At 57.0% G+C, this 24,642-nt stretch carries 27 protein-coding genes; 16 read left to right on the top strand and 11 right to left on the bottom strand.

Features of this window, described 5'->3' with window-relative positions:
- Positions 1-7 precede the first annotated feature (7 nt).
- Both ACR0EV_RS16200 and argF read left to right on the top strand, forming a co-directional pair.
- Positions 8-1,195: an acetylornithine transaminase gene (locus ACR0EV_RS16200; RefSeq protein WP_480801023.1), complete on the top strand. Its 1,188-nt coding sequence runs from the start codon at positions 8-10 to the stop codon at positions 1,193-1,195.
- A 74-nt stretch (positions 1,196-1,269) separates the two neighbouring features.
- The gene (gene argF / locus ACR0EV_RS16195) at positions 1,270-2,196 is read left to right on the top strand and encodes an ornithine carbamoyltransferase (RefSeq protein ID WP_480801022.1); all 927 of its coding nucleotides are present in this window, start codon (positions 1,270-1,272) and stop codon (positions 2,194-2,196) included.
- Here argF and ACR0EV_RS16190 read toward each other — a convergent pair.
- Both ACR0EV_RS16190 and ACR0EV_RS16185 read right to left on the bottom strand, forming a co-directional pair.
- Positions 2,193-2,789, bottom strand: a complete 597-nt coding sequence (locus tag ACR0EV_RS16190) for a ferric reductase-like transmembrane domain-containing protein (protein WP_480801021.1) — start codon at positions 2,787-2,789, stop codon at positions 2,193-2,195. The two genes, argF and ACR0EV_RS16190, sit on opposite strands and share 4 nt — an antisense overlap.
- A 6-nt stretch (positions 2,790-2,795) precedes the next feature.
- Positions 2,796-3,284, bottom strand: coding sequence for a twin-arginine translocation pathway signal (locus tag ACR0EV_RS16185; protein WP_480801020.1), 489 nt, complete (start codon positions 3,282-3,284; stop codon positions 2,796-2,798).
- Positions 3,285-3,500: 216 nt separating this feature from the next.
- Here ACR0EV_RS16185 and ACR0EV_RS16180 point away from each other — a divergent pair, with 216 nt between their 5' ends.
- The 3 genes from ACR0EV_RS16180 (at position 3,501) to ACR0EV_RS16170 (ending at position 6,470) form a co-directional block, all read left to right on the top strand.
- A complete protein-coding gene (locus tag ACR0EV_RS16180) occupies positions 3,501-4,334 on the top strand; it encodes a phytanoyl-CoA dioxygenase family protein (RefSeq protein ID WP_480801019.1) in 834 nt (277 codons plus the stop codon).
- A 121-nt stretch (positions 4,335-4,455) separates the two neighbouring features.
- Positions 4,456-5,418, top strand: a complete 963-nt coding sequence (locus ACR0EV_RS16175) for a pirin family protein (protein ID WP_480801018.1) — start codon at positions 4,456-4,458, stop codon at positions 5,416-5,418.
- A gap of 77 nt (positions 5,419-5,495) precedes the next feature.
- On the top strand, positions 5,496-6,470 hold the full coding sequence (locus tag ACR0EV_RS16170) for a 2-dehydropantoate 2-reductase (protein ID WP_480801017.1): 975 nt from the start codon (positions 5,496-5,498) through the stop codon (positions 6,468-6,470).
- A gap of 9 nt (positions 6,471-6,479) precedes the next feature.
- On the opposite strand, the gene ACR0EV_RS16165 is transcribed toward ACR0EV_RS16170, so the two are convergent.
- The 3 genes from ACR0EV_RS16165 to hrpB form a co-directional block, all read right to left on the bottom strand.
- Positions 6,480-7,958 (bottom strand): inorganic phosphate transporter, encoded by a 1,479-nt coding sequence (locus ACR0EV_RS16165; protein WP_480801016.1) that lies wholly within the window; start codon positions 7,956-7,958, stop codon positions 6,480-6,482.
- Positions 7,959-8,045: 87 nt separating this feature from the next.
- Positions 8,046-8,504: an NUDIX hydrolase gene (locus ACR0EV_RS16160; protein ID WP_480801015.1), complete on the bottom strand. Its 459-nt coding sequence runs from the start codon at positions 8,502-8,504 to the stop codon at positions 8,046-8,048.
- A gap of 153 nt (positions 8,505-8,657) precedes the next feature.
- Positions 8,658-11,111: an ATP-dependent helicase HrpB gene (gene hrpB / locus ACR0EV_RS16155; protein ID WP_480801226.1), complete on the bottom strand. Its 2,454-nt coding sequence runs from the start codon at positions 11,109-11,111 to the stop codon at positions 8,658-8,660.
- Positions 11,112-11,284: 173 nt separating this feature from the next.
- On the opposite strand from hrpB, the gene meaB reads away from it, so the two are divergent.
- The 4 genes from meaB to ACR0EV_RS16135 all read left to right on the top strand — a co-directional run bounded on the left by meaB (position 11,285) and on the right by ACR0EV_RS16135 (position 14,019).
- Positions 11,285-12,256, top strand: a complete 972-nt coding sequence (meaB, locus tag ACR0EV_RS16150; protein WP_480801014.1) for a methylmalonyl Co-A mutase-associated GTPase MeaB — start codon at positions 11,285-11,287, stop codon at positions 12,254-12,256.
- Positions 12,257-12,441: 185 nt separating this feature from the next.
- Positions 12,442-12,729, top strand: coding sequence for a 50S ribosomal protein L28 (gene rpmB, locus ACR0EV_RS16145; protein WP_171094054.1), 288 nt, complete (start codon positions 12,442-12,444; stop codon positions 12,727-12,729).
- Between the two features lie 406 nt (positions 12,730-13,135).
- Positions 13,136-13,486, top strand: coding sequence for a hypothetical protein (locus ACR0EV_RS16140; RefSeq protein ID WP_480801013.1), 351 nt, complete (start codon positions 13,136-13,138; stop codon positions 13,484-13,486).
- A 44-nt stretch (positions 13,487-13,530) separates the two neighbouring features.
- Positions 13,531-14,019 carry a copper chaperone PCu(A)C gene (locus ACR0EV_RS16135; RefSeq protein WP_480801012.1) on the top strand — a complete coding sequence of 163 codons (489 nt, stop codon included), beginning with the start codon at positions 13,531-13,533 and terminating at the stop codon, positions 14,017-14,019.
- An 89-nt stretch (positions 14,020-14,108) separates the two neighbouring features.
- On the opposite strand, the gene ACR0EV_RS16130 is transcribed toward ACR0EV_RS16135, so the two are convergent.
- Together ACR0EV_RS16130 and ACR0EV_RS16125 are read right to left on the bottom strand one after the other, a co-directional pair.
- The gene (locus tag ACR0EV_RS16130) at positions 14,109-14,717 is read right to left on the bottom strand and encodes an HdeD family acid-resistance protein (RefSeq protein WP_480801011.1); all 609 of its coding nucleotides are present in this window, start codon (positions 14,715-14,717) and stop codon (positions 14,109-14,111) included.
- Positions 14,718-14,778: 61 nt separating this feature from the next.
- Positions 14,779-15,477 carry an NAD-dependent deacylase gene (locus ACR0EV_RS16125; RefSeq protein ID WP_480801010.1) on the bottom strand — a complete coding sequence of 233 codons (699 nt, stop codon included), beginning with the start codon at positions 15,475-15,477 and terminating at the stop codon, positions 14,779-14,781.
- Between the two features lie 27 nt (positions 15,478-15,504).
- On the opposite strand from ACR0EV_RS16125, the gene ACR0EV_RS16120 reads away from it, so the two are divergent.
- Positions 15,505-15,948 (top strand): low molecular weight protein-tyrosine-phosphatase, encoded by a 444-nt coding sequence (locus tag ACR0EV_RS16120; RefSeq protein ID WP_480801009.1) that lies wholly within the window; start codon positions 15,505-15,507, stop codon positions 15,946-15,948.
- Here the strand turns inward: ACR0EV_RS16120 and ACR0EV_RS16115 are convergent.
- The 3 genes from ACR0EV_RS16115 to ACR0EV_RS16105 form a co-directional block, all read right to left on the bottom strand.
- Positions 15,945-16,898, bottom strand: a complete 954-nt coding sequence (locus ACR0EV_RS16115; RefSeq protein WP_480801008.1) for a LysR family transcriptional regulator — start codon at positions 16,896-16,898, stop codon at positions 15,945-15,947. The genes ACR0EV_RS16120 and ACR0EV_RS16115 overlap by 4 nt on opposite strands.
- A 66-nt stretch (positions 16,899-16,964) precedes the next feature.
- Entirely contained in the window at positions 16,965-17,273 is a 309-nt protein-coding gene (locus ACR0EV_RS16110; RefSeq protein WP_480801007.1) for a hypothetical protein, read from the bottom strand.
- A gap of 150 nt (positions 17,274-17,423) precedes the next feature.
- On the bottom strand, positions 17,424-18,668 hold the full coding sequence (locus ACR0EV_RS16105; RefSeq protein ID WP_480801006.1) for a hypothetical protein: 1,245 nt from the start codon (positions 18,666-18,668) through the stop codon (positions 17,424-17,426).
- A gap of 118 nt (positions 18,669-18,786) precedes the next feature.
- Here ACR0EV_RS16105 and lepA point away from each other — a divergent pair, with 118 nt between their 5' ends.
- From lepA to ACR0EV_RS16080, 5 genes are all read left to right on the top strand, one after another.
- Entirely contained in the window at positions 18,787-20,586 is a 1,800-nt protein-coding gene (gene lepA, locus ACR0EV_RS16100; protein ID WP_480801005.1) for a translation elongation factor 4, read from the top strand.
- On the top strand, positions 20,579-21,067 hold the full coding sequence (locus tag ACR0EV_RS16095; protein ID WP_480801004.1) for a hypothetical protein: 489 nt from the start codon (positions 20,579-20,581) through the stop codon (positions 21,065-21,067). The genes lepA and ACR0EV_RS16095 overlap by 8 nt, the downstream gene beginning before the upstream one ends.
- A 224-nt stretch (positions 21,068-21,291) precedes the next feature.
- Entirely contained in the window at positions 21,292-21,912 is a 621-nt protein-coding gene (locus ACR0EV_RS16090; RefSeq protein ID WP_480801003.1) for a hypothetical protein, read from the top strand.
- Between the two features lie 182 nt (positions 21,913-22,094).
- Complete coding sequence (locus ACR0EV_RS16085) at positions 22,095-22,448, top strand: hypothetical protein (protein ID WP_480801002.1); 354 nt, start codon at positions 22,095-22,097, stop codon at positions 22,446-22,448.
- An 82-nt stretch (positions 22,449-22,530) separates the two neighbouring features.
- Positions 22,531-22,851: a hypothetical protein gene (locus ACR0EV_RS16080; protein WP_480801001.1), complete on the top strand. Its 321-nt coding sequence runs from the start codon at positions 22,531-22,533 to the stop codon at positions 22,849-22,851.
- 30 nt (positions 22,852-22,881) lie between these two features.
- Here the strand turns inward: ACR0EV_RS16080 and ACR0EV_RS16075 are convergent, their stop codons facing one another.
- Positions 22,882-23,532, bottom strand: a complete 651-nt coding sequence (locus tag ACR0EV_RS16075) for a hypothetical protein (protein ID WP_480801000.1) — start codon at positions 23,530-23,532, stop codon at positions 22,882-22,884.
- A gap of 328 nt (positions 23,533-23,860) precedes the next feature.
- On the opposite strand from ACR0EV_RS16075, the gene ACR0EV_RS16070 reads away from it, so the two are divergent.
- The gene (locus ACR0EV_RS16070) at positions 23,861-24,310 is read left to right on the top strand and encodes a hypothetical protein (RefSeq protein WP_171094022.1); all 450 of its coding nucleotides are present in this window, start codon (positions 23,861-23,863) and stop codon (positions 24,308-24,310) included.
- The last annotated feature ends 332 nt before the right edge of the window (positions 24,311-24,642 follow it).

Here is a 24,642-nt window from a genome sequence, read left to right as displayed (position 1 = left end):
TGATCCAATGATCCCGTCCGTTCTGCCGACCTATAATCGCGCGCCCCTGACATTTGTGAAGGGCGAAGGCGCCTGGCTGACCGAGGCGGATGGCCGTCGTTTCTTGGACCTCGGGGCGGGGATCGCGGTGAATGCGCTGGGTCACGCGCATCCAGCACTTGTGGCAGCGCTGACCGAACAGGCGCATGCCGTTTGGCATGTCTCGAACTTGTACAACATCCCACAGCAGCAGGCGCTGGCCGACAAACTGGTGGAACACACCTTTGCCGATACGGTGTTCTTTACGAACTCCGGCACTGAATCCTGCGAGTTAGCCGTAAAAATGGCTCGCAAGTATTTCTATGACAAAGGTCATCCCGAGCGGGTCGAGATCATAACCTTTGACGGCTCATTCCATGGCCGGTCCTCGGCTGGTATCGCAGCCGCAGGGTCCGAAAAGATGACCAAAGGCTTCGGCCCGTTGCTGCCCGGCTTCGTTCATCTTGCCTTCGGCGATCTTGACGGCGTCACCAACGCTATAACCGATAAAACCGCAGCGATCCTGATCGAGCCGGTTCAGGGTGAAGGCGGCATTCGCCCTGTGCCTGATGCTGAACTCAAAGCTCTGCGCCAGATTTGCGACGACAACGGTCTACTGTTGATCCTCGATGAGGTCCAATGTGGTGTTGGCCGTACCGGCAAGCTCTTTGCGCATGAATGGGCCGGGATCACTCCCGATATCATGATGGTCGCCAAAGGCATCGGCGGTGGTTTCCCTCTTGGTGCGGTGCTGGCGACCGAAGATGCCGCCTCCGGAATGACAGCCGGGACCCATGGCTCGACCTATGGCGGCAACCCGCTGGGCTGCGCCGTGGGCTGCGCCGTGATCGATCAGGTCGCAACGCCTGCCTTCCTTGAAGGCGTAAACCGCAAGGCTGGTCTTCTGCGGCAAAAGCTCGAAGGCCTGATCGCCGACCACCCTGATGTGTTCGAAGAAGTTCGCGGCTCTGGCCTGATGCTTGGCCTCAAGTGCAAGACACCCAATATCGATGTAGTGAATGCGGGGTATGACAACGAAGTCATTACTGTCCCTGCCGCCGACAACGTAATCCGTCTCTTGCCGCCACTGACATTGACCGAGGATGATATCGCACAGGCTATGATCCGCCTCGATAAAGCCGCGAAACAAATCGAAACCCAGCTTGCAACGGCTTAAGCTTCATCTTTTCCCAAATACTCCGGGGGTGTGGGGGCTGGCCCCCACCCGCCACCAGCCAAAAGCGAAATAAAATGAACCACTTTCTCGATATCCATAAAACCGACGCAATCGACCTGCGGGCCATGATTGATCAGGCAGCTGCAATGAAGCAGGCGCGTCTGGGTCAACCCAAGGCCGCACTAGATCAGGAACAACCGCTGAAAGACCGGATGGTCGCGCTGATCTTTGAAAAGCCTTCGACCCGGACACGCGTATCCTTTGACGTGGGTGTCCGGCAAATGGGTGGGCAAACCATGGTGCTTTCGGGCAAGGATATGCAATTGGGGCACGGCGAAACGATCGCCGACACGGCCCGCGTTCTGTCGCGCTACGTTGACATGATCATGATCCGGACATTTGACGAAACCATCCTGACAGAGATGGCGGAATACTCGGATGTACCAGTGATCAATGGTCTGACCGACCGCACGCATCCCTGCCAGATCATGGCCGACGTGCTCACGTTCGAAGAGCACCGTGGCCCGATTGCAGGCAAAAAGGTGGTCTGGACCGGCGATGGGAATAACGTCTGTGCCTCATTCCTGCACGCTGCAGGCCAGTTCGGATTCGATCTGACATTTACAGGTCCGGCGCAATTTGATCCTGAGGAGGAATTCATGGGCTTTGCGCGCCAGAAAGGTTCGCAAATCGTGGTGGAGCGCGACCCGTTCAAAGCCGTTGAAGGGGCTGATCTTGTGGTCGCGGACACCTGGGTTTCCATGCATGATTCCCAATCGGCCAAAGAACGCCGCCACAACCTGCTGCGCCCCTATCAAGTCAACACGGAACTTATGTCACACGCCAAACCGGATGCGTTGTTCATGCACTGCCTGCCCGCGCACCGAGAAGAAGAAGCCACGTCCGAGGTGATGGACGGCCCGAACTCTGTCATCTTCGATGAGGCCGAAAACCGTCTGCACGCGCAAAAAGCGGTCATGCGCTGGTGCCTGGGTGTTTAAGCGCGTCGGCGGATGTCCCAAACCTTTTGCTTGGCGAGTGTCCGTGCGCTCGCCAAGAGGACCAGAACGCATAACGTAGTCTTGGTCATGATTTCCATCGTTCCCTCGATCAGCATCGCGTGAACAACGCTTCCGATAATCGTTACCATTGCCAGACCAGTATGGCTAAGCCGCCAAAGGCGAAACCGCAGGTTCAAGCGTTGGCGCATGACACCCAACAGAGCTGTCGCAAAAGCTGACCACATCGCTATAACACCCCAATTCGAAAACGGGGTGGCTGAAACAAAAAGCAGGGCGTCGACAACATCTGGAGGGCTGGTGATCCATAGACCTCCTACATGGATCAATATGGCCACGATCAGGGCCAACCCACACCGCCTGTGCCAATGGCGGCTGGACACCGGGGAAAGTCCTGGCAACCAGCGCCCGGCCAGCAGCGGTTGCAGCAGCAAAAGACACATTCCCGCTATACCCGCGAATCCGGCAAGAATATAAACCGGATCACGCCACGCCAGATAAGGGCTATAGGTCGCTGCGATGATCGGGATTGCAAGGGCGGTACTCAACAGCACCCAGATAAAACTGCTCTTCAACACCTCTCAGAGAGGCTGCAAAACAAAATGGGCGGCGAGCGTCTTGTCCCTCGCGCTCGACATCACAGGACGCAGGAAAACGGTCTCGAATTCGCCGCTGTCGTAGGCGAGATGCCCGTGTGGTTGTCCGAAAGCGGGCACGATCTGAGGCATTTCAAGGCGGAACTCACCGTTTGCATTCGTCAAAGTGGCACCATGGCTTTGCGGATCCCGTTCATGCCCCTCGGTGGTATGCGCCCAGATTTGAATGCGTAGGCCGGATAGGGGGGCCCCATCGCCTGCGCGCCGCACCGTGCCTGTCATCCAGAATCCACCGCCACCAATCCGGTCCACGATGGGTGCGCCGGGGCGATAGTTGTTGGCTCCGCCCCGCATCGAGGGCGTCGGGGCCAGTCCGTTTGCACGGGCAGGAACCAGTAGCCCGGAAATCCCTGTCCCGACTACGGCAGCGCCCTGAGCGATCAGAGTGCGACGAGAAAACAGCGCGTTCGTCATCAAGAACCCTCCAGTTCCCAATCCATTCAGGTCAGTATGCGACCTTATCTCCAAAGATAGCATGGTTCCGACAGATTCCGAGGTGATCCGGATTAAAAGGGAACACTCTCACGCTTCTGTGAGGGGTGGTGCCTGCAGAACAACCGAAATTCTTTGACCTGTGCTTCGGCCAAGTGCGATGTTCAGGCCCAAGCAACCTGTTTCGAAGGTTAACCCATGGCACAACCGGATCATGTTTCAGCCGAAGACATTGCCGCATATCAGCGCGACGGTGCCGTTGTTCTGAGGTCCAAGTTCCCGCGTGACTGGCTGTCATTGTTGCGTGAAGGCATCGACGCGGACCTTGAAAACCCAACAGACAACTTCACCCGCCACACCAAAGACCCAAATGCTCCGGCATACTTCGAAGACTACTGGGCCTGGAACAAGATCCCCCAATTCACCGAGTTCGTTCACAACTCGCCTTGCGCACCGCTTGCCGCTGGTTTGTTGGGCGCACCATCCGTCAACCTTGTCATGGACAACTGGTTCCTTCGCGAAGCCGGATCAACCTCGCGTCCGCCCTTTCATCAGGATCTGTCCTATTTCGATTTTGAGGGCACAATGTGCGTGCTGTGGTTACCGCTGGAGCCGGTGACGAAGGAAAACGGCATCGCCTTTGTCAAAGGCTCGCACCTGTGGAACAAGCTTTTCATGCGGGTGCGCTTTGCCGATGGGCATCCGAGTTACGAACCGACTGAGGTTGCCGGGCAAACCTATCACCCGCCACCTGATGTGAACGCGGACCCTGACGCCTTTGACCTGTTGCAATGGGATCTGGAGCTTGGGGACTGCATCTTTTTTGATATGAGAACGCTACATGGCGGCCTATCGGCGACGACCCCGTCGGAAACGGTTCGCCGATTTACCCTTCGCATGACCGCTCCGGATGGGGTCATTCGATACCGCGGCGACTGGGCCAAGGACGAACGTGCGCAGTTCGAGGCTGCTGGCTATCGCGATGGGGATCGGATCGACGGCGCATTCTCCCCTCAACTCTGGCCGCGATAAGGACGCTCGTTTCGCACCCGGTATGTGCGAAAATGCACTTTATCAAAGCGCTTCAAGGGTTATCTCTGGTATCAGCGAACGATGTGCCAGCCCGGCCATCTGAGATTTAGGGAGTAAAGGAATGAGCTGGAACCCGACCCACAATCCTGATTGCGTCTCGGAAAATCCGGCGCTGGATACGTTGATTATTCCGCGCGCCCGAGATCTGGGAGGTTTCGAGGTGCGCCGCGCTTTGCCTTCGGTCCAACGGCAATTGGTGGGTCCGTTCATCTTCTTCGATCAGATGGGTCCGGCCGAATTCATCACCGAAGGTGGCATAGACGTGCGGCCCCACCCGCATATCGGACTAGGCACGGTCACGTATCTTTATCAGGGCGAGTTTGAGCACCGCGATAGCCTTGGCACTCACCAGATGATCTATCCAGGTGAGGTCAATTGGATGGTCGCAGGTCGCGGCGTGACCCATTCCGAACGCACCAGCGATGAGACACGTGGCAAGAAACACAGCCTGTTTGGCATCCAGACGTGGATCGCTTTGCCCGAAGCGCATGAGGATATGGCACCTGATTTTGAGCACCACAAACAAGGGGCACTGCCGCATATTCAGGATGCGGGTGTCAGCGCGCGGTTAATCCTTGGTTCGGCCTATGGTGAGTCCAGCCCGGTCACCATGCTGTCTGAAACATTCTATCTGGATGTACAGCTTGAACCCGGTGCCTCTTTCCCGCTGCCCGACGACCATGAGGATCGCGGCGTTTATGTCACGCAAGGTTCAGTCGAGATCGCGGGCGACACGTTTGACGAAGGCCGCATGATGGTGTTTCGCCCCGGTGACAAACTGTCGGTCAAGGCGGGTCCTGTGGGTGCGCGGCTGATGCTGCTGGGCGGCGCGACTTTGAACGAGGACCGGTATATCTGGTGGAACTTCGTATCCTCTTCGAAAGAAAAGATCGAAACCGCAACGCGTGAGTGGAAAAGCGCCGATTGGGCCAATGGTGCCTTTCATCTTCCGCCCGGTGACGATCAGGAATTTATCCCGATATCTGAGGAGCTTGAGCGAACCAAACCACGTCTGGCGCGATAACGGGCCGTCCCTAGTGGGGCGGGGTTGTGTAACCGGCGGTTTGCGGTGATCCTTTCAGGTATTTCTGAGGGGGTATTATGAAACTTGTTATTGCAGGTGCGGGCAGTATTGGCTGCTATTGCGGAGCACTGCTGGCCCGAGCGGGTCATGCCGTCACCCTTCTGGGTCGCGCGAGGGTGCTGGATCCGATCCGCGAAAATGGGTTGAGGGTCACAGATTTTGACGGGCTCGACTATACCGCCCCAGCAGCATCGTTGGCTCTCAGTCAGGATCCAACCTGTCTGGGGCATGCGGAACTGATCATCGTAACCGTGAAATCGGGGGCCACGGCGGATATGGCCGACCAGATCAGTACCGAGGCACTGCCAGACGCGCCGGTTCTGTCCTGGCAGAACGGGATCGAAAACGCAGCGACCTTGCGCGCAGCCCTGCCCGGGCGTGATGTGCGCGCTGGAATGGTGCCTTTCAACGTCGTGCCAAATGACCCTGCCACCTATCACCGGGCGACGTCGGGCGAGATTGTTATTGAAAGCGGTCCGGGCGATCTGGCGTCCCGCCTCAGCAGCCCGGATCTGCCTGTTTTGGCGAGTGACCAGATCGAAGCCGTGCAATGGGGCAAGTTGCTGATCAACTTGAACAACGCGCTGAATGCGTTGTCTGGCCTTACGATTGTGGATCAACTGACAAGTCGCGACTGGCGCATCCTTGTAGCGGATCAGATGGCAGAGGCACTTTCGGTTCTAAAAGCAGCGGGGCACCCTGTGGCCTCTACCACGCCGCTTCCCGCTTGGATGACACCACATATCCTGCGGCTGCCGACCCCGTTGTTTACCCGCATTGCGGCCAGGATGCTGACTATTGATCCCAGTGCCCGAACCTCGATGGCCTATGATCTGATGGCTGAACGGCAAACTGAAATAGACAGTTTGCAAGGCCATATTATACGACTGGGTCGAGAAACCGGCGTGCCGACACCTATATGCACGCAAGTGTCTGATCTGATCAAACACGCGCCCGATCATCCGCTGACGCCGGATCAGATCAGGCTTTGATCACCCACGTCACACGAAGGCAGTCAGCATCCAGTAAATAACGGCCGACATCGTTGCAGCCGCAGGTACGGTGATCACCCATGCCGCCACAATGGTCATGAAGTGTGAACGTCGTACCAGCTTGCGACGACGGTGCTCTTCTGGGGCCAGACTTTGGGTCGCTGCACGCTGAAAGCTGATCTGCTTGCGCCGCCGTTCAGAGTGCCATTCACGGTAAAACCCGACGCCAAAGACCGCACCCACTGCAATATGTGTTGAGCTGACCGGAAGGCCAAGCCAGCTGGCTACGATCACAGTAATTGCTGCCGAAAGGGCAACGCAGAAGGCTCGCATGGGGTTCAGCTTGGTGATCTGGCTACCGACCATACGGATAAGCTTGGGGCCGAACAGGAACAAGCCGAACGAAATGCCAAACGCGCCGATGATCATCACCCAAAGCGGGATTGTAACTTTTGACGCGAAATCTCCGAATTCTGCCGCGTGCACAATCGCAGCCAAAGGACCGACCGCGTTGGCCACGTCATTGGCACCATGGGCGAAACTCAGGAACGTGGCCGAGATGATCAGAGGCAGGCCAAACAGGGTTTTCAGCGATCGTGTCCGGTTTTCAAGCCCTTCGGACTTGCGCCGCACCCAAGGCACGGCGGCAGACCAGGCCAGCAGACCAGCGCCGAAACCGATCAGAAGGGCCATCTCAAGTTCGATTTTCACGATGCGTTTCAGACCTTTGACCGCAAGGTAGGTTGCAAAAGCCCCCGCCATCACCGCCACAAGGATCGGTACCCATTTGCGGGCTGCAGCGATTTTGTCGTCCTGATACTGGATCTTGGCCTTGATGAGCGCCAGAAAACACGCGGCAATCACACCGCCCAGCACGGGCGAGATCACCCAACTGGCTGCAATCGCGCTCATCGTACCCCAGCTGACTGCGCTCAGCCCCGCAGCTGCGACTCCGGCACCCATAACCCCGCCGACAACCGAGTGCGTGGTCGATACCGGTGCACCGACCCAAGTCGCCAGATTGACCCACATGGCTGAAGAAATCAGAGCCGCCATCATGGCCCAGATGAATACATTGCTGTTCTGAACTGATTCAGGGTCGATAATACCCTTCGAGATGGTCGAGACCACATCGCCACCCGCCAACAACGCGCCCGCGCTTTCGGCAATGGCGGCAATCACGATGGCCCCACCCATGGTCAGGGCGTTTGCACCAACTGCCGGACCCATGTTGTTGGCCACATCATTGGCGCCGATATTGATCGCCATATAGGCCCCGAACGCGGCCGCAGCCACCACGACATAGCTGCCCTCTGCCTGACCGAACAGAACCGCTGCCAGTAACCCTGCTACGACCATGAACGCCAACGCGATACCGGGTGCCAGCATGGGGCGCGACACGTGTATGCCGGCGTTCTCAACGCGAGAAATGCGATGCAGATCGGTATCCAGCGCCTGCCAGCGCGGTTTTGGGTTTGTATCAGACATGGGCTTGATCAGTTTTTAAGACCGCCCGCAGCTAACGGTTCGCCGCAAAAAGGGCAAGCCGCGTGTCATGAAATTGTTGCGTAAACGTTACATTTTGCGCAGCAGCGCCTGTAATTCAGGTTCCTGGACCTGCAAGGCAGCCTTAGCAGGGAGAAACCATTTGCGTGTTCGCTGATGAGCTTCGGGGAAATCTTCGACCAGCTTGCTGACGTTAATCCGGTAGACACTGGTCAACACTGGCTGTGCAGACCCATCCTTGAGGATTTTGTCGTAGGTAAATTGACCTATCGGCTTCTTATCAACGGTTTCCGCGCGCACTCCGGCCTCTTCCCAGGCTTCTTGTAGCGCGGTTTCGGCCCCGTCCAGACCGTCGATGGGCCAGCCCTTTGGAATGATCCAGCGCCCGGTGTCACGGCTTGTGATCAACAGAACTTCGTCCTGGCCTTTGTTCTTTCGGGTGCAAAGGGCCGCGAACTGCACCCGCCGAGGGCGCAGGATCAGGGGTCTGCCGACCTCTTCCCATAGATTTCGCAGTTTTGAACCCATCAGAAGCGCTTCAATTAAGTTCCGTTACCAGAGTTGAAGGGACGTAACAGTGGAAATGTTGAATTTCAATTAAATCTTCAGGAATTCTCTGGTCACGAGCGGTTTTAGGGGCGGTTCGCGGGAAACTGTGTGTTTCGGGCTTTATAGGCCAGTCTAATCACGCCTGCGTTTGGCTCTTAGCGTGGGGTCGGCTTGGGTTGGGTCCTCGGGCCAGGGATGTTTGGGGTATTGCGCCCTCATGTCCTTGCGGACGTCCGCATAAGAGCCAGCCCAGAAACCAGGCAGATCGCGTGTGATCTGGATTGGGCGCTGCGCAGGGGACATAAGGGTGATCTTCAGCGGCGTACCTCCGACAACCGGATGACTGGATACTCCAAACAACTCCTGCAGCCGGACCGAGATCTCTGGGACCGCAGCGCTATAGTCAATTGGCACTTTGCGCCCCAGCGGTGTTTCAAACGACCCCGGTGCGCGCCGGTCCAGCTCTTGCGTTTGGGACCAATCCAATCGGGCACGCAGGGCGGGTAACAGATCGAACCGCTTCCAATCTTCCGCACTTTTGACACCTGACAGCATCGGCAGCAGCCAGTCCTCCAAATTGGCCATCAGACCCTCGACCGAGAAATCGGGCAAGTCGACCCCGTCCGCGCGGACCAGTTCGACCCGCGCTGCCAACCGGGCGGCAGCCCCATCCAGTCGCAAGCCCAGATCGCGTACCCCGTCCAACATTGCCCTGGCGACGACATCATCCGGGACATCTTTCCAGATACGATCCTCCAGTGTGACAGACCCGAACCGCTCCTGCCGTCGGGACACAACCCTGCGCTCGCGCTTCGACCACGTGCAGCTGTCTATCCACGTGATTTGGTCCGAGAACAAATCCCGGATCTCTTGTTCCGAGATCTGCGTGGCCAGACGCACCTTTGCTTCGCGCGGGTTGCCATCCGTATCGGTCACAACCAAGTAAGGCGCGCCTGCCAGCGTGTCGGCATTGTCCAGAACAACGCCCTTACCGCCTGACAACACATAGCGTGGTGCTTCCCCCTTGCGCCTTTGTCCTATGCGATCTGGGTAGGCGAGGGCGGCCATGGCAGCCGTGCTTTGCGGCTCGGATCCGTCGGTGGCTTGCGCCCGCAACCGTTTGGCCTCGGCCTTTATCCTGTCCAGGGCACCCGTATTCACCTGCCAGACGCGGTTGCGTTGAAATGCCCGCACATCACGTAGAGCCTCTTGCCGCAGCGCGATATCGACCGGGGCACCGCGCAAGGGGTCGCGCTCGGCCATAAGTGCTGCCAGTGGTGCGGCCTGCGCGCCTTCGCGCTCTAACATGTGACCTAACCGGGGGTGCAGAGGCAGCGCCGCTAAGGCGCGCCCATGATCTGTGATCCGACCATTTGTGTCCAACGCGCCCAGCATCCTCAACAAAGCCCGCGCCTCGGACATGGTTCCGTCGGGCGGTGGGGTCAGAAAAGCCAAATCGCTGGCATCCGCGCCCCAAAGGGCCAGCTCTAACGCCAACCCGGTCAAATCGGCCCCCTCAATCTCGGCTGGCGGGTAGGCGGCCAGCGCGCCTTCCTCCCCTTTTGACCAGAGCCGATAACAAACGCCTTCGGCCACACGGCCTGCGCGGCCTGCGCGTTGCGTCGCTTCGGCCCGCGTTACGCGGTCTGTGACCAGCCGGGACATGCCTGAGCCCGGATCAAACCGCGCCCGCCGTGCTTGGCCCATATCCACGACCACCCGGATATCGGGGATGGTCAGCGAGGTTTCGGCAATCGATGTCGCCAGCACCACTTTGCGCCCGGTCTTGGCAGGGGCAATTGCCGCGCGCTGGGCGGCAAACGGCATTGCCCCGAACAGCGGATGCACGGCACAGGCTTCGGGTAGCCGGGACTTCAACGCGCCTTCAGTCCGACGGATCTCGCCCTCGCCGGGCAGAAAAACCAAAAGGCCACCCCCTGTGGCGCGCGTTTCACGCTCGGCCTGTACCACCAGTTCAACCAGCGCATCCAGACGCCGTGCTTGCGGCCCCAGGGGGCGATCCAGCCAGCGGGTCTCGACCGGAAAGCTGCGCCCCTCGGACGTGATCAGTGGGGCATCCATCAACCGGCCAACGGGTTCGGCGTCCAATGTGGCGGACATGGCCAGAAGGATCAGATTCTCCCGCAGCGCACCTGCCACCTCAAGGCACAGCGCCAGTCCGAGATCGGCGTTCAGCGAACGTTCGTGGAACTCGTCAAAAATCACCGCGCTGATACCGGGCAGGTCAGGGTCGGATTGCAGCATCCGGGTCAGGATGCCTTCGGTAACGACCTCGATCCGCGTGTCTTTGGAAACCTTCGCGTCGCCGCGCACGCGGTAACCCACGGTTTGCCCCGCGCGTTCGCCCAGAGTTTCGGCCATCCGCTCGGCTGCCGCCCGTGCCGCCAAGCGCCGGGGTTCCAGCATCACGATCTTGCCGTCGCACAGGCCCGCCTCGAGCATCGCCAATGGCACCCGCGTGGTTTTGCCTGCACCCGGTGGTGCTTGCAAAACTGCTCGCCCATGTTTGTCTAGGGCGTTCAGCAGGTCGGGAACGGCGTCGTCTATAGGCAGGCGTGGTGTCATGCGGACCTTATCCGTCATCGTTCCGATGGCGTCCAGTTCCCGTACCCCCATCGGCACTTTTCCTAGAACGAAATGACGCAGGTTTAGCATGGAACGCATTTCCCGCGTTCTCTGGTCTGGACAAACGCCCCCTGACCACGGCAACTATTCCTGCCTCATGGATCGGGACAAGAATGCAGACAGACAGTTTAAGCGACAGGATTTTGAATGGTGAGCGTCGGGCGCTGGCGCGTGCGATTACTCTGGTCGAAAGCAACCGTGCTGATCACCGGGCACAGGCCAGCGATCTATTGGCCCAACTGGCGGGATCCGGACGTCAGGCGTTGCGGATCGGTCTGTCGGGGACACCCGGTGTGGGTAAATCCACTTTCATCGAAAGCTTCGGCATGATGTTGACGGAGCAAGGGCTGCGCGTGGCGGTATTGGCGGTTGATCCAAGCTCGGCCCGTTCGGGTGGCTCGATTCTGGGTGACAAGACCCGGATGGAGCGCCTGAGCCGCGAAAAAAACGCTTTTATCCGTCCTTCTCCCAGTCAAAGCCACCTCGGTGGCGTTGCACGCCGCACCCGTGAGGCCATCGCCCTGTGCGAGGCTGCGGGCTATAATGTGGTGCTGATCGAAACTGTCGGGGTTGGGCAGTCAGAAACGGTTGTGTCCGAGCTGTCGGATCTGTTCCTGCTGTTGTTGGCCCCTGCGGGCGGAGACGAATTACAGGGTGTGAAGCGCGGCATCATGGAAATGGCCGACATCATCCTGATCAATAAAGCCGATGGTGACTTGAAGGCGACCGCCACGCGTACCTGCGCTGACTATGCAGGCGCATTGCGGCTGCTGCGCAAGCGTCCACAAGACCCGGAAGGTTTTCCCAAGGCCATGACTGTTTCAGCGGTTGAAGAGCAGGGCCTAGAGCAGGCATGGGACGAAATCCAATCCTTGATCCAATGGCGTCGTGACAATGGCATATGGGACGCAAACCGTTCCGCACAGGCGCGCTACTGGTTCGATCAAGAGGTTCGTCATGCTCTGCTTGCGCGCCTTGACACGCCGCAAGCCAGAGCCGAGATGGAGCGTTTGAACGCCGAAGTCTCAGCGGGCCATTTGAACCCGGCCAAAGCGGCGGAAGAACTGCTCAGCACGCTGACCTGATGGTTGGGCGCGGGCAAGGATCGTGATGGCCGAGCAAAATGAAAGATTTCGCGCGGTCTGTCTTGACCCTCCCGGCGATTCCCACTACACGCATCCAACCAGTTTTCGGGCGCGACTTCGGGTTGCGCCCCTTGTGATTTGGCCAAGGGTCTGAAGCCCGGCCTCCAGAAACAAAGGAAGAAACCATGTCGCGCCGTTGCGAACTGACCGGAAAAGGCCCGATGACTGGCAACAATGTCAGCCACGCCAACAACAAAACCAAACGTCGTTTCCTGCCGAACCTGAACGACGTCACCCTGCAGTCCGAGACTCTGGGCCGTGGCGTCAAGCTGCGCATCTCGGCAGCTGCCCTGCGCTCGGTCGACCACCGCGGTGGTCTGGACGCGTTCCTGGCCAAAGCCAAGGACGAAGAGCTGTCGGCAAACGCACTGAAAGTGAAAAAGGAAATCGCCAAGGCGCAAGCCTCGGCCTAAGCCTTTTTCCTTATGGAATTCAAAGCCCTGCACCTTTTGGTGCGGGGCTTTTTCGTGTTGCGGATGCCCATGAGTCTTTGGCATTGTTCCCAATTTAGAAATTATTTTTCTAGATTGGTGAATTTCTTCACATACAGAGATTCGAATCTGACCTAACGTCAGGGCATTCATCAGGCGGGGGCCCTATAATGTCGTTAAAAAGTTTTTACCTGTTTTTGTTTCTGGCCGCTGTGTTTCGTAAGGCAATTGCAGCCTGTTCACAGATGCAGCGCAGGGTGAACCGGACCCATACCAGCTTTACCGCAAGCGAGGTGAAGCGGCCCGGACTAGACTACTAAGACTAGCTTCAAGCGCGACCCTTTTGCGCTTGAAGCGCCTTCGGGCGCTGACCTATACCAAGGTCAGGATGAGACCTAAGACTGCCAGATTCCTACCTTTCGTCGTTTCCCTGCTGCTGGTGCTGACCGGGCAGGGCGTTGCGATGTCACGTGGCATGGACACTGCCGTGGGTCAGATGGTGCTGTGCACCGGCACTGGCCCGGTGGTTGTCTATATCGACGAAAGTGGTCAGCCCACATCGCCACCGCATTATTGCCCGGATTACGCGTTGTCCCTTATGGGTGCGATTGCTGCAGTCCATCCCCCGATGCCCGCACCCCCGGAACTGTCGCAGCCCGCGCTGTTACGGGACGTCGGTAGTCAGATTGCATTGCCGGTTCCCCACACCCCGGCCCGCGCGCCGCCAGTTGTTGTTTGAAACTCCATCTTATTCCAAGAAATCAAACGACAAGGAGAGACGCGATGTCTTTCAAATCTAAACTGCTCGCAACCCTGGCCGCTATGACCCTAGCCGTTCCTGCATTGGCTGACGGTACCATTAGCGTAGATGACGCTTATGCCCGTTCTTCCGGTAAAACTGCCAAGGCTGGTGCTGCGTTCATGATGATCCAGAACCAGGGTGACACGGACGACCGCCTGATTGGCGCAACCTCGGATGCTGCGGCGCGCGTTGAGCTGCACACGCACAAGGTTGATGACAACGGTGTGGCCAAGATGGTGCATGTGGAAGAAGGCTTTGTGATTCCAGCAGGTGAAACTCACATGCTGAAACGCGGTGGCGACCATGTTATGTTCATGGGTCTGACTGCACCCTTTGAGCAAGATGCCACCGTTCCAGTGACACTGATTTTCGAGAATGCTGGTGAGGTTGAGATCGAGATCCCCGTCGACCTTGAGCGTCAGGACAAAGGTGGACATGGCGCGCACGATCACGGATCGCATTCAGACTAAGTCGCGTGTCTTCGGACCGTAACGCGACCTATGTAGAAACGTCAGGCCGGGCATTGCCCGGCCTGAAACGCGTTTGGTCACTGGCCGCTCTACTTATTGACGGTCTTCAATCCGACCCGGTCACCCGCTTTGCGGAACCGCGAGGCCAGCCAGAACATGACAGCAGAAATTGCCAGCGCGGAAAAGGCGATACCCCAACCCAAAGCCACCAGCGCTACTGCCGGCCAGATCATCAGAACCAACCCGATAACCAAAGCCACAAAGCCCGAGACACGCATGGACCCACGCTGTGGATCCCGCTCATGCATCTGTTGAGCGGCTGCCAGTGACCCGATTCCTATAATCAGCGCCCATGCGCCCAAAAGGAAAAAGGCAAGCTTGACCGTGCCTTCGGGCCAGATCAACAGGATCAAACCGATCAGAAGTGCGCCGATTGCAGCGCCTCCCAGCACCCCGCGACGTCCGATCCCCAAAAGCGTCAGGCCACCATCCAAAATCAACAGTACACCGACCAGTTGCAACAGCACGGCGATGCTGCCAGACGGCCAGAACAGCGCAGCGATGCCCACAATTCCCGCAAGAACGCCGCGTAGCAAGAAGGTCCACCATAGATTGGACAATTGCGCGCCCAGCAGGTCGCGTTGGGCCATGCTGCCATCCTCAAGGATTTCGCCGGTTTTGGGTTCTTGGTCGGTCATGGCTGATCCTCCGGTTGTTTCGGATGCAATCTAAGCAAATAAATCAAGCGTTGTCTGCACCTTATGAGGGTCGCGCCAGCAATTGCTCAACCCAGTGCGGAACCGTTTCTGATGCCTTGCCAAGGATATATGTGTCAAACCCCGAGGCCCCAAGCGTCGGCTCCAGATTGATCTCAATGGTTTGTGCGCCCGCTGCCTGTGCTTCGTGTACAAACGCCGCAGCAGGATAGACCTGACCTGATGTTCCAATGGCGACGAAAAGCGATGCGCTAGCCAAATGGTCGTAAATCTCATCCATGTGGTACGGCATTTCTCCGAACCAGACCACATCGGGACGGGCCGTTGGCCGATTGCAGGATGGGCAGGGTTCGCCCACGGCCATCTCAGGTGGAGCGATCCAGCGATGCCCACAGGCCGAACACAACGCGCCTGCCAATGTCCCGTGCATGTGAATGACATTTCGCGCGCCACCAGCTTCGTGCAGGCCATCTACGTTTTGAGTGACGATCACCACTTCTCCGGGCCAGTCCCGTTGCAGACGTGCCAGTGCTTTATGGGCGGCATTTGGTTCTACGCCCGCCGCCTGAGTGCGACGCGCATTGTAAAATCCCTGCACCAAGGCCGGATTGCGAGCGAATCCTTCGGGTGTGGCCACATCCTCAATCCGGTGCTGCGCCCATAGCCCGCCCTCATCGCGAAAGGTGCTGAGCCCGCTTTCGGCGGAAATTCCGGCTCCGGTCAGAATGACGATCTTTTCCATATCCCCTCCACACGGTACAGCTTGGCCATGTCACACCGTATCCTCTTTGTCTGCCTCGGCAACATTTGCCGATCTCCCGCGGCCGAGGGCATCTTTCGCACTCGCGCACCGCATCACTCAACCGACAGTGCCGGAACAATGGGTTGGCACGCGGGTAAACCACCGTACGGACCGATGCAGGCCGCCGCCAAGGCCAGGGGCTATGACCTTAGCGACCTGCGTGCTCGTCAGTTCACGGCGGCCGATTTCGAACGTTTCGATCTGATCATCGGCATGGATGCAAACAACATGGCGGATATCGAAGATCTGCGCCCTGCAGGCAACACCACGCCTGTGCGTCTGTTGACGGATTTTGCCCATGAAACCCAGTCCGATCATGTGCCTGACCCCTACCATACGCGGGATTTCGATGGTGCGCTGGATCTGATCGAAACAGCAGTGGCCGGCCTGGCCTCTCATCTGGAGCGCTAGCCGCCGATCACCTTCAGCTGCCCGTTCAGCCAGGGCAGTTTATTCAGGGCCGGTTCGATGATTTGGTTCTGCATCAGCCGACGTGTCATTCCCGCGACCTCCTGCGGCACCTGATCCGACCAATCGGTGCGGGCCAAAAGCGAAATCGTGCGAGAGAAATCTCCGAACGGGGCAGGGTGGGCCTCTAAGCCGTCATGGAACCGCGCTGCGCGCATGAAACCCAACGGCGTCGTGATCGCCCAGCCCAGGCCACGCGCGACCATGGCCATCAGCGCCATATGCGACCCGATTTCAAACCGTTCCTCGAACTCCTGCGCCTCACGCGCCATATGCACTTCGATCTGGCGACTGATCAGTTGCTCGCGGGCATAGCGCAGAAACGGTAAACCGTCTTGTACCGCCGCCACGCCGCCAGACCCCTTCGGGGCCACCAAAATGAACGGATCACGTACCAGAGGATACTCGACCACACCCTCTAACACTTCGCCGCTATGGGCGGTGACAGCCATATGCAGCCGTTGTTCGGAAAGCGCCTCGAACAGATCCAGGCTGGACAAGGTGATCAATTTGAAGTTCGACCGCGTCAGGCTGTCCGCCAGCAGCGTGGCCAGCCGTGGGGTCAGATCGTTGTCGAAGTCGTCGATCAACCCGATGGAAAGCGTGGTCAGGTGACCCAGCTCCATGACCGAGAGTTCGCTTTGTGCCATCTGCAACTCGGCCAAAACGGCCTCGGCCCTTTCCAGAAAACTGCGCCCGGCTTGCGTCAATCGCATCGGGCGGCGCCCATGATCGACCAGATCGGTGCCCAGCGCCTTCTCCAGATTGCGCAATTGCTGAGAAACAGATGGCTGACTGAGCCCGGTGATCTCGGCGGCCTGCGCCACCGATCCCGTCCGCGCCAAAGCCTCGAACACCTCAAGGCCCCGCAGGGTCAGCCCTTTCATCACCATCGCACACACCTTTCGCTGCGCCTTTTCTGAGGCGCAGCCTGCATCAGGTCAAGGAGTTGTGGTGCGTTAGCTGCAGATCGCCTGCGCCATCTGGCCAAAGTTCTGATACCGATCCCACAACGCATCATCACGCGCCGTGCGCGACATCTTCAGCTCTTGCGCCTGATGGGGGTCTTCGAACCATTTCGAGACGGTCTTCTGATCACTGCGCGTTAGTGCCTGATCTGCCACGCGCTGAATGCAGCTGCACCGATCCCGTGTGGCGGCTGCCCGATCCGACGCCAGACAGGCGCGCTTGATCTGCGCAGCCTCAACCTGCGGAGCGATGGCCGTCATCGATGCGGTACAGAATGCGATTAAGAGGAACTGTTTCATGCTCATGCCTCGTTTTTGCCTGCCCGGACGGGTCTTGTGCCCCTCTCGGTCTGCGCGGGAGTATGAATCAAAGTGGTTAACGGATCAATCATACGTTGCGAAAAAATGAATACACGTGCCTAAGAGGCCGGTTTTTTCCGTGGGCAGCATTTACTTGTCGCTCGCTTCTCCTGCGTCTGTAGGTTTCAGCAATTCCTTTGCAGCTTGCGATGATTTCATCTGATTGGTTATCAGCCCACCTACAGCTGCACCGGCGAGCGGTTGGCCTAACATCGCGCCAATTCCCGTCGCCGTTAAAACTATGCCTGTCGGTACCGTTGCCTCTGCCATGTTTTCTGGAGACGAATAGTGCGCCAGCTTCGTTCGCAAAACATCTCTATAGTCGCGAAACCATAAGGCGATACGTCTGGTGAGATCTTCGCTTAAGTCATCGTTTGGCGGAGGTAACGATTGAAGTAATTGCTGAAGGTGTTGATGAAAGTAGTCAGTGAATGCGAGAATTTCGCTGCGTAAACCCACTTCGAGTGAATTCATGCCTCTGATCTTTTCTCGAAAAGCTTTAAGCTGCTCAATCAACCCTGCCGCGGACACTGCAATCGCATCCCGATTTTGAACTACTGATTTTTTAACTAGGGATTTTTCGACTTTGGTCGGCTCGATTGGCTCACGAACATTTTGTCGCCGTTGCTCCAACTCTTTTCGAACCTGCTCGATTTCCGCAGCAACTGCATCTGGGCCAGCGCTCCACACATCCTCATCAATCAAAGCAACCCGCCGCTGCAACCCCCAGTCCATCGGGTTGCCAATCAGCATTCCTTCATACCACTCGGCCCAAAACTCCCATGGCGTTCCCGGAGCATTTTCAAAGAACTGCTGTGATAAGCTCGCGTGCGGCTCAGGTGGTTTCCCGTACCAAAGACTGGTAGCAAACACTTGCTCAGTGTTCGTTGGAGAAGTGGTAAGGGCGTCGGTGTCGGCTGTGCGCTCGTTAAGACCTTCAAAGTCATAGGCAAGGAAATTGCTGGGAAAAGCTGTGATGATTTCGTCGGCGTCGCGGGTGGCATCAAAGACAGCGTAATAGGCAAGAACGGCGCTCTTTGGAATGCCAGAAAGGACTTCGTCAGTGTAGGCTGCTTTCAAGCCGGCGATCACATGGGTATTTGCCTCAGTCACTTCTTGGTTCGGTCTAATTCCCTCGATCCCAGACACAATAGTAGCTCTCAGGCTAGCTAGTAACAACTTTTCCCTGTCGTTGTAATCGTAACCTTGTTTCAGCAATGCGAAGTGATGAGGAAGTTTTTGAAGTGCCGCTCGCGCTGCCACCGTTTTTACTGCACTGGGTGGAAGGGTTGGCAACTTCTCTTTCAGCTCTTGTCCAAGGCCTGAGTCGACCACGTTTACCCCCTGCAATTAGACCGCTCCAACCTGCAATCTTGTCATACAACAGACAAGACACCAAAACTCGACGCGTTTCTATTGACCAACCCACGATTCCTCTACATATCCCCAACCCATGACAGACCTCGCTCATATCCGCAATTTCTCCATCGTCGCGCATATCGACCATGGCAAATCCACCCTTGCTGACCGGCTCATCCAAGAGACCGGAACGGTCAAGGATCGCGACATGAAGGAACAGCTGCTCGACAGCATGGATATCGAGCGGGAGCGCGGCATTACTATCAAGGCTAACACGGTTCGCATCGACTATACGGCGGATGACGGCGAGCACTATGTGCTGAACCTGATCGACACCCCCGGCCACGTGGATTTTGCGTATGAGGTCAGCCGGTCGATGCGCGCGGTCGAGGGATCGCTGCTGGTTGTGGACTCGACCCAAGGGGTCGAGGCGCAGACACTGGCCAACGTGTATCAGGCCATTGATGCGGACCACGAAATCGTGCCGGTGCTGAACAAAATCGACCTGCCCGCGTCCGATTGTGACCGCGTGGCCGAACAGATCGAAGATGTGATCGGCATCGACGCGACCGACGCCATTCAGGTTAGCGCCAAGACAGGGCAGGGCATCCACGAAACGCTGGAAGCCATTGTGCAGCAACTGCCCGCACCGCAGGGCAATCTGGACGCGCCGCTCAAGGCGATGCTGGTGGATTCATGGTACGACGCTTATCTGGGCGTCATCGTTCTGGTCCGCATCATGGACGGCACGCTGAAAAAGGGGATGCGGGTCAAGTTCATGTCGAACAACACCCTGCACCATGTCGACCGTGTTGGCGTTTTCCGGCCCGAGATGGAGATGGTCGACAGCCTCGGCCCCGGTGAGATCGGTTTCCTGACCGCCTCGATCAAACAGGTCCGCGACACACGCGTGGGTGACACGATCACCAATGACCGCAACGGGACTGAAGACGCGCTGGACGGCTTCAAACCCGCGCAGCCGGTGGTGTTCTGTGGCCTGTTCCCCGTGGACTCGGCCGAATTTGAAGACCTGCGTGACGCCATCGACAAGCTGGCCCTGAACGACGCCTCGTTCTCGTTCGAAATGGAAACCTCGGCCGCGCTGGGCTTTGGCTTCCGCTGCGGCTTCCTTGGCCTGTTGCATCTTGAGGTCATCCGCGACCGCATTGAGCGCGAATATGATATCGAGCTTATCACCACCGCGCCGTCGGTGATCTATCACGTCTACATGAAAGACGGCGAGATGATCGAGCTGCACAACCCCGCTGACATGCCTGACCCGTCCAAGGTCGACCATATCGAGGAACCGCGCATCAAGGCGACCATTCTGGTGCCTGACGAGTACCTCGGCGATGTGCTGAAACTGTGTCAGGACCGCCGGGGCATCCAACTGGACCTGACCTATGCGGGCAGCCGCGCCATGGTCGTTTATGACCTGCCGCTGAACGAGGTTGTTTTTGACTTCTACGACCGCCTGAAATCGGTGACCAAGGGCTATGCTTCGTTCGACTACCAGATGACCGGTTATACCGAGGATAATCTGGTCAAGATGTCGGTGCTGGTGAATGACGAACCGGTCGATGCGCTGTCGACCATGGTTCACCGCGACCGGGCCGAGATGCGGGGCCGGGCGATGTGCGAAAAGCTCAAAGACCTGATCCCGCGCCACATGTTCAAAATCCCGATCCAGGCCGCCATCGGAGGCAAGGTCATCGCCCGCGAGACCCTCTCGGCCCTGCGCAAGGACGTGACCGCGAAGTGTTACGGCGGGGATGCTACACGGAAACGCAAACTGCTGGACAAGCAGAAGGCGGGTAAGAAAAAGATGCGCCAGTTTGGGAAGGTCGATATCCCGCAGGAGGCGTTTATTTCGGCGCTGAAGATGGATGGGTGAACAATGTGTAGACGCAATCAGATTTGGCTTCGGTAATTTGCGGCGCTTAGTAGCTTCATTTGCCATCTCTTCTGTGTTTGCAGTCTCCATCTCGAGCGATAGTTTTGCCTTTGCTCAGACACAATGCGATCCTTTGGGCGACCCAGTTCCCGAGCTTGAACGAATAAAGTCGGTGTTTGCGCAGGGCGACTATTTCAATTTCTTTGTATTGACCGACGAGTCTAGTCCCAAAGATCCGACGGAAACCGAAACTATTCTACAAGCACTGTCGGATGCGTTTCCATCGGGGTTTGGGTCTTGCTCGACGCTTTTATCGAACCAAAAATCAACCAAGTTGAGGAACGAGATCATCTTTTTCGAAGCGGCTTCAGGAGAAGGCGTATTCGTGGCATGGAGCGCCTTCTTTTATAGGGAGCGCTGGGTAGTTGCTAAGTATTCGGTTTCAACAGCTTTTGAAGCAGTTAAGTGGGCTTCTGACTGACAAAGAGCTTTTGTTTCGTCATTTACGAAGGAAAGCTAAGGCTGTGCGTTTTAGTGACAGCGAGCGAAAACGGTTGGCCTAGCCAACTGCGTGCGCACACGGCGAATCCAATGTTTCACAGAATTTGCTTGCCACAACTTGCCATTCATCATGCAAAGAGTGTGCTTGAGCGAAAAATCAGACTATGAGAAGCTGTTGAAATGCAAATATTTTAGGCGTTTCCAATGAGCGATTATGATCGGCACTTTAAGCTAACCGAAACACGTGACCATGAAATTGTAGTGTTCGAAGAACAGTACAGATCTCTCCGCAGGGAAATTCTTGATCGGCAACAGAGACGTTTCTTTATTGTTGCCGGTGCCGCGTTAGGAATTCCCAGCGTATCAGGTTTGAAAATTGCTGGTGTAATGGAAGGAACATTTTTGTACATCGTTCCGCTAGTTGTTGTCGCAATGTCATTTTTGTTTGTCATCGAGGTTAACGGCATTGCGAGAGCCGGACGTTTCATTGAATTGCGCATCGAAAACCGATTTAAGAACGTAGCGGGTTGGGAACACTACCTAAAGGACTTAAAAGTTGCAAATGAGCTGACGCCTTCTGTCGTGAAGGTTGCAAACTCAAGCTTTTTGATCTTGATGGCTGTGTATTTTGTATTCTCGTCTGTAGTTTCCGCTTCCAGACTTTGGTATCGAGAAGTTGGAGATGAGGGAGGTTTTTTCGAAGCAGCTCAGACCAGTGGCGCATTTTGGTCAGTGACATATTCGGCATTCATGTTAGTAGTTTTTGCTACTTGGACACACGAGATGTGGCCACATTTGAAGTTTTCAGCTGAAACTCAAAAGTAACCAGTTCAATCTCTCGAACTCTGCCTGCTGAATCCGCGCGGCGACACCGCCGACCCGCCCCCTCAGGTCGGTCACGACCCTCAACTCTGTTGACTAACCACCGTCCCAGATTTCGAGTTTTGGCCATCAGATGCTACACTTCCGCCATTGCGTTCAATAAATTCAAAATGGGGGAATGTGTTATGGATCAGACTCTGCGTTCAAGAACGTCTATGGGCCGTCTGGATCATTACTATTACATCATGCGGACGACAATTTTTGCCTATGTGGCGCTCGCTGCCATCATCGGGTTTGGCGCTCAGGGCATTTCGCTGGTTCTGATTGTTCTGGTCATTGCCACTGCGGCTTTTGGCATTTTGGCAGGCAGCACCGCTTTGGCCGATGTCGAAAACCTGCGGGACGATATGGACGACGAATTGGCGACGTCGAATTTCGGCAAGGGCGTCAAATCCCATAACGTGAAAGGGCTTATCTTAACGTCCAATGTGTTGCTCGGCCTGATCGGGCTGGCCGAACTCATCGCGATTGTGCTCTGACCGGGTCTGTGACCAACCTCACAGCCCCAAACCCGCCCACCTGCTAGACTTGACCTAACGGCAACCTTGGCAGGAGGCCCCTATGTCCACATCCATGATCCCCCTCATTGCCCTTGGGTCGGCGGGTCTTTATTCCGTGGCCATGATCTCGATGAAGTTCTGGTGGAAGATCCCCGGTGTTGGCCTGACCCTTCTGATCATCGCGACATTGCTGGCCGCCGCAACGCTGGAACTCGCCGCGCTGCGTGAAGAGCGGTTGGGCATCATCTATACGGGTATTCTGGGGGCAGAGGTTATTCTGATCGCCATCGCCTCATTCTTTCTGTTTGGCGAGAATTTCTCACACCGGGAAGTTGCGGGGATCGTTCTGGTTCTGATCGGCACAGCGCTGGCCTGGGCCTGACGCATTCTCTTTTCGCTCAGGCCAAATGCCTTATCTGCGCGGTTCCAGATGCAGCCATTGCATCGGAAACCCGCGCCCTTCCGAGATGATCGGCCATTTGAAATCATCCCCCAGCTTGAGGATTTTATCCATCTCTGACGTGTCGCGGACGCTGCCGTCCACATAAGTGACCTGGAAATACTGACCGCAAAAATCTTCGATGGCGCTCAGCTTGGCAGCGCCGTTCTCGACCATCTGAGGATGCAGTTCGATCAGGAATTCCGACTGGCGATACTGCGTCAGGAAGTCTTCGGTCAGCAAGCTGAATTCCACGCCTTCGATGTCGATCAGAAAGAAAATGTCACCGGGGTCGGGGGCAACACTTGCGATATTCTCGGCGGTGTTTTCCAGCGCGTCGCCAAATACAGTCACGCGGTCGCCGACACCGTTGTGCTCGGCCGTCTCGCGGATGACCTCACGGCCCTTGGCGGATACCTCAAAGCACACGCTTTTTTCGAAATTTCCGGTCGAGACGAGGCCAACGCCCCAAAAGCCGTCGGCCGCGCCAATATCCACCAAAACGGGCTTGTTCGAGTTGCTCAGAATGCCAAGATTCTGCTGCTCATAAAGGCCAAAGATCTTTGTGGCAGTATCAGAATGCCCGCCCCAAAAGGCGTTTTCGGTAAAGCGAAAGCCTTTCATCGGCCCGCACAGCACCTCAGAGCTGCTTTGTTCAAGCACAAATTGCGAAAACTCACTTCGGAAGCGCCGAACAGCGCTTTTGAAGGCGCGATGGTGTCTTTTGGGAAAGTGCATTTGTACCTATTTGCGTTTCTGCCCGTCGGGCGGGTGTATCGTACCCAGTCTTTAAGTTGCGTTGACTGCTGTGGGAAGAAAAAAGGCGCACCATCAGCACGTTCCGGTCGCTTCAAGGGCCCGCCAACCTGAACTGTGTGTGAAGTTTACTTTAGGTAAGTTGTAACCGCTACGGGCGCTCCCAATCTGTTGGGCACACAGAAGGAGAGAGCCCATGACCAGATACATGACTGCCGGAGCAGCTGCTTTGGCCACGACACTCACCCTTGGAACAGCCGCGATGGCTGAAACAACGCCCGACCTGCGCGGTACGTGGTTGGGGTCTTACACGACCGTCCAGCCCAGCCATTACTACAAAGGCGATGAGCCTCGGTTCAACCAGGCCGAATGGATGCTGGATGTACAGATTCAGGAGGATAATGTTTTCTGGGGCCCCAGCAAGTGGCGGCGCGATGGCGATACCGAATGGAATGAATACGAGGCAACCGGAACCATCAGCCTGGACGGCTCTGGCGCCATCGGCATCGTTGAAACCTCTCCACTGGTGATTGGTGCCAATGCGTTGATCGACGCGCGGTACGAAGATGGCAAGATATACGCGGATTTCCGTAGCCTGCGAAACGGAACGACTTACAGCACCGTTCTGGAACGTCAGGTGAACTGAAGCGGTTCCGGCCCGGTCGGACCGTAGGGGGTATAGACCGCCGTCCGCCGCCCATGCGGCAGAGCGGCCGGTCGTCGTCCGGGTCGGACCGCTTCTCAGGATCGAAGCCATTCCTTTTCCAAGGGGAGGAGACCGGGTGGCGATGTCACTGTGTGCTAAAGGGTTCAAAGCGTTCCGGTTGGAATGCGGTGTTCCACAAGTGGGGCCAGTTGGGTCTCGCACGTGGTGAATCTTCGCCATTCGGTTCTTGATGAATTGCCGACCAGAGTTTTTCACGCCCGATCTCAGCTTGGGGCCAGGCACCGCCGTGGTTAACGAAGTAACCTTGTAAA

Source organism: Ruegeria sp. CF8, from assembly GCF_056537285.1.
This window is presented reverse-complemented; position numbering and strand designations above follow the sequence as displayed.

Bases quoted from the DNA above. Each gene is read 5' to 3' on its own strand.
- ACR0EV_RS16130 (WP_480801011.1), bottom strand. From the start codon at position 14,717: ATGACCGACCAAGAACCCAAAACCGGCGAAATCCTTGAGGATGGCAGC.
- ACR0EV_RS16175 (WP_480801018.1), top strand. From the start codon at position 4,456: ATGAGCTGGAACCCGACCCACAATCCTGATTGCGTCTCGGAAAATCCG.
- ACR0EV_RS16160 (WP_480801015.1), bottom strand. From the start codon at position 8,504: ATGGGTTCAAAACTGCGAAATCTATGGGAAGAGGTCGGCAGACCCCTG.
- ACR0EV_RS16070 (WP_171094022.1), top strand. From the start codon at position 23,861: ATGACCAGATACATGACTGCCGGAGCAGCTGCTTTGGCCACGACACTC.
- ACR0EV_RS16135 (WP_480801012.1), top strand. From the start codon at position 13,531: ATGTCTTTCAAATCTAAACTGCTCGCAACCCTGGCCGCTATGACCCTA.
- ACR0EV_RS16180 (WP_480801019.1), top strand. From the start codon at position 3,501: ATGGCACAACCGGATCATGTTTCAGCCGAAGACATTGCCGCATATCAG.
- ACR0EV_RS16185 (WP_480801020.1), bottom strand. From the start codon at position 3,284: ATGACGAACGCGCTGTTTTCTCGTCGCACTCTGATCGCTCAGGGCGCT.
- rpmB (WP_171094054.1), top strand. From the start codon at position 12,442: ATGTCGCGCCGTTGCGAACTGACCGGAAAAGGCCCGATGACTGGCAAC.
- ACR0EV_RS16085 (WP_480801002.1), top strand. From the start codon at position 22,095: ATGGATCAGACTCTGCGTTCAAGAACGTCTATGGGCCGTCTGGATCAT.
- ACR0EV_RS16115 (WP_480801008.1), bottom strand. From the start codon at position 16,898: ATGGTGATGAAAGGGCTGACCCTGCGGGGCCTTGAGGTGTTCGAGGCT.
- hrpB (WP_480801226.1), bottom strand. From the start codon at position 11,111: ATGACACCACGCCTGCCTATAGACGACGCCGTTCCCGACCTGCTGAAC.
- ACR0EV_RS16200 (WP_480801023.1), top strand. From the start codon at position 8: ATGATCCCGTCCGTTCTGCCGACCTATAATCGCGCGCCCCTGACATTT.
- ACR0EV_RS16110 (WP_480801007.1), bottom strand. From the start codon at position 17,273: ATGAAACAGTTCCTCTTAATCGCATTCTGTACCGCATCGATGACGGCC.
- lepA (WP_480801005.1), top strand. From the start codon at position 18,787: ATGACAGACCTCGCTCATATCCGCAATTTCTCCATCGTCGCGCATATC.
- ACR0EV_RS16075 (WP_480801000.1), bottom strand. From the start codon at position 23,532: ATGAAAGGCTTTCGCTTTACCGAAAACGCCTTTTGGGGCGGGCATTCT.
- ACR0EV_RS16170 (WP_480801017.1), top strand. From the start codon at position 5,496: ATGAAACTTGTTATTGCAGGTGCGGGCAGTATTGGCTGCTATTGCGGA.
- ACR0EV_RS16125 (WP_480801010.1), bottom strand. From the start codon at position 15,477: ATGGAAAAGATCGTCATTCTGACCGGAGCCGGAATTTCCGCCGAAAGC.
- ACR0EV_RS16090 (WP_480801003.1), top strand. From the start codon at position 21,292: ATGAGCGATTATGATCGGCACTTTAAGCTAACCGAAACACGTGACCAT.
- ACR0EV_RS16165 (WP_480801016.1), bottom strand. From the start codon at position 7,958: ATGTCTGATACAAACCCAAAACCGCGCTGGCAGGCGCTGGATACCGAT.
- meaB (WP_480801014.1), top strand. From the start codon at position 11,285: ATGCAGACAGACAGTTTAAGCGACAGGATTTTGAATGGTGAGCGTCGG.
- ACR0EV_RS16120 (WP_480801009.1), top strand. From the start codon at position 15,505: ATGTCACACCGTATCCTCTTTGTCTGCCTCGGCAACATTTGCCGATCT.
- argF (WP_480801022.1), top strand. From the start codon at position 1,270: ATGAACCACTTTCTCGATATCCATAAAACCGACGCAATCGACCTGCGG.
- ACR0EV_RS16140 (WP_480801013.1), top strand. From the start codon at position 13,136: ATGAGACCTAAGACTGCCAGATTCCTACCTTTCGTCGTTTCCCTGCTG.
- ACR0EV_RS16080 (WP_480801001.1), top strand. From the start codon at position 22,531: ATGTCCACATCCATGATCCCCCTCATTGCCCTTGGGTCGGCGGGTCTT.
- ACR0EV_RS16095 (WP_480801004.1), top strand. From the start codon at position 20,579: ATGGGTGAACAATGTGTAGACGCAATCAGATTTGGCTTCGGTAATTTG.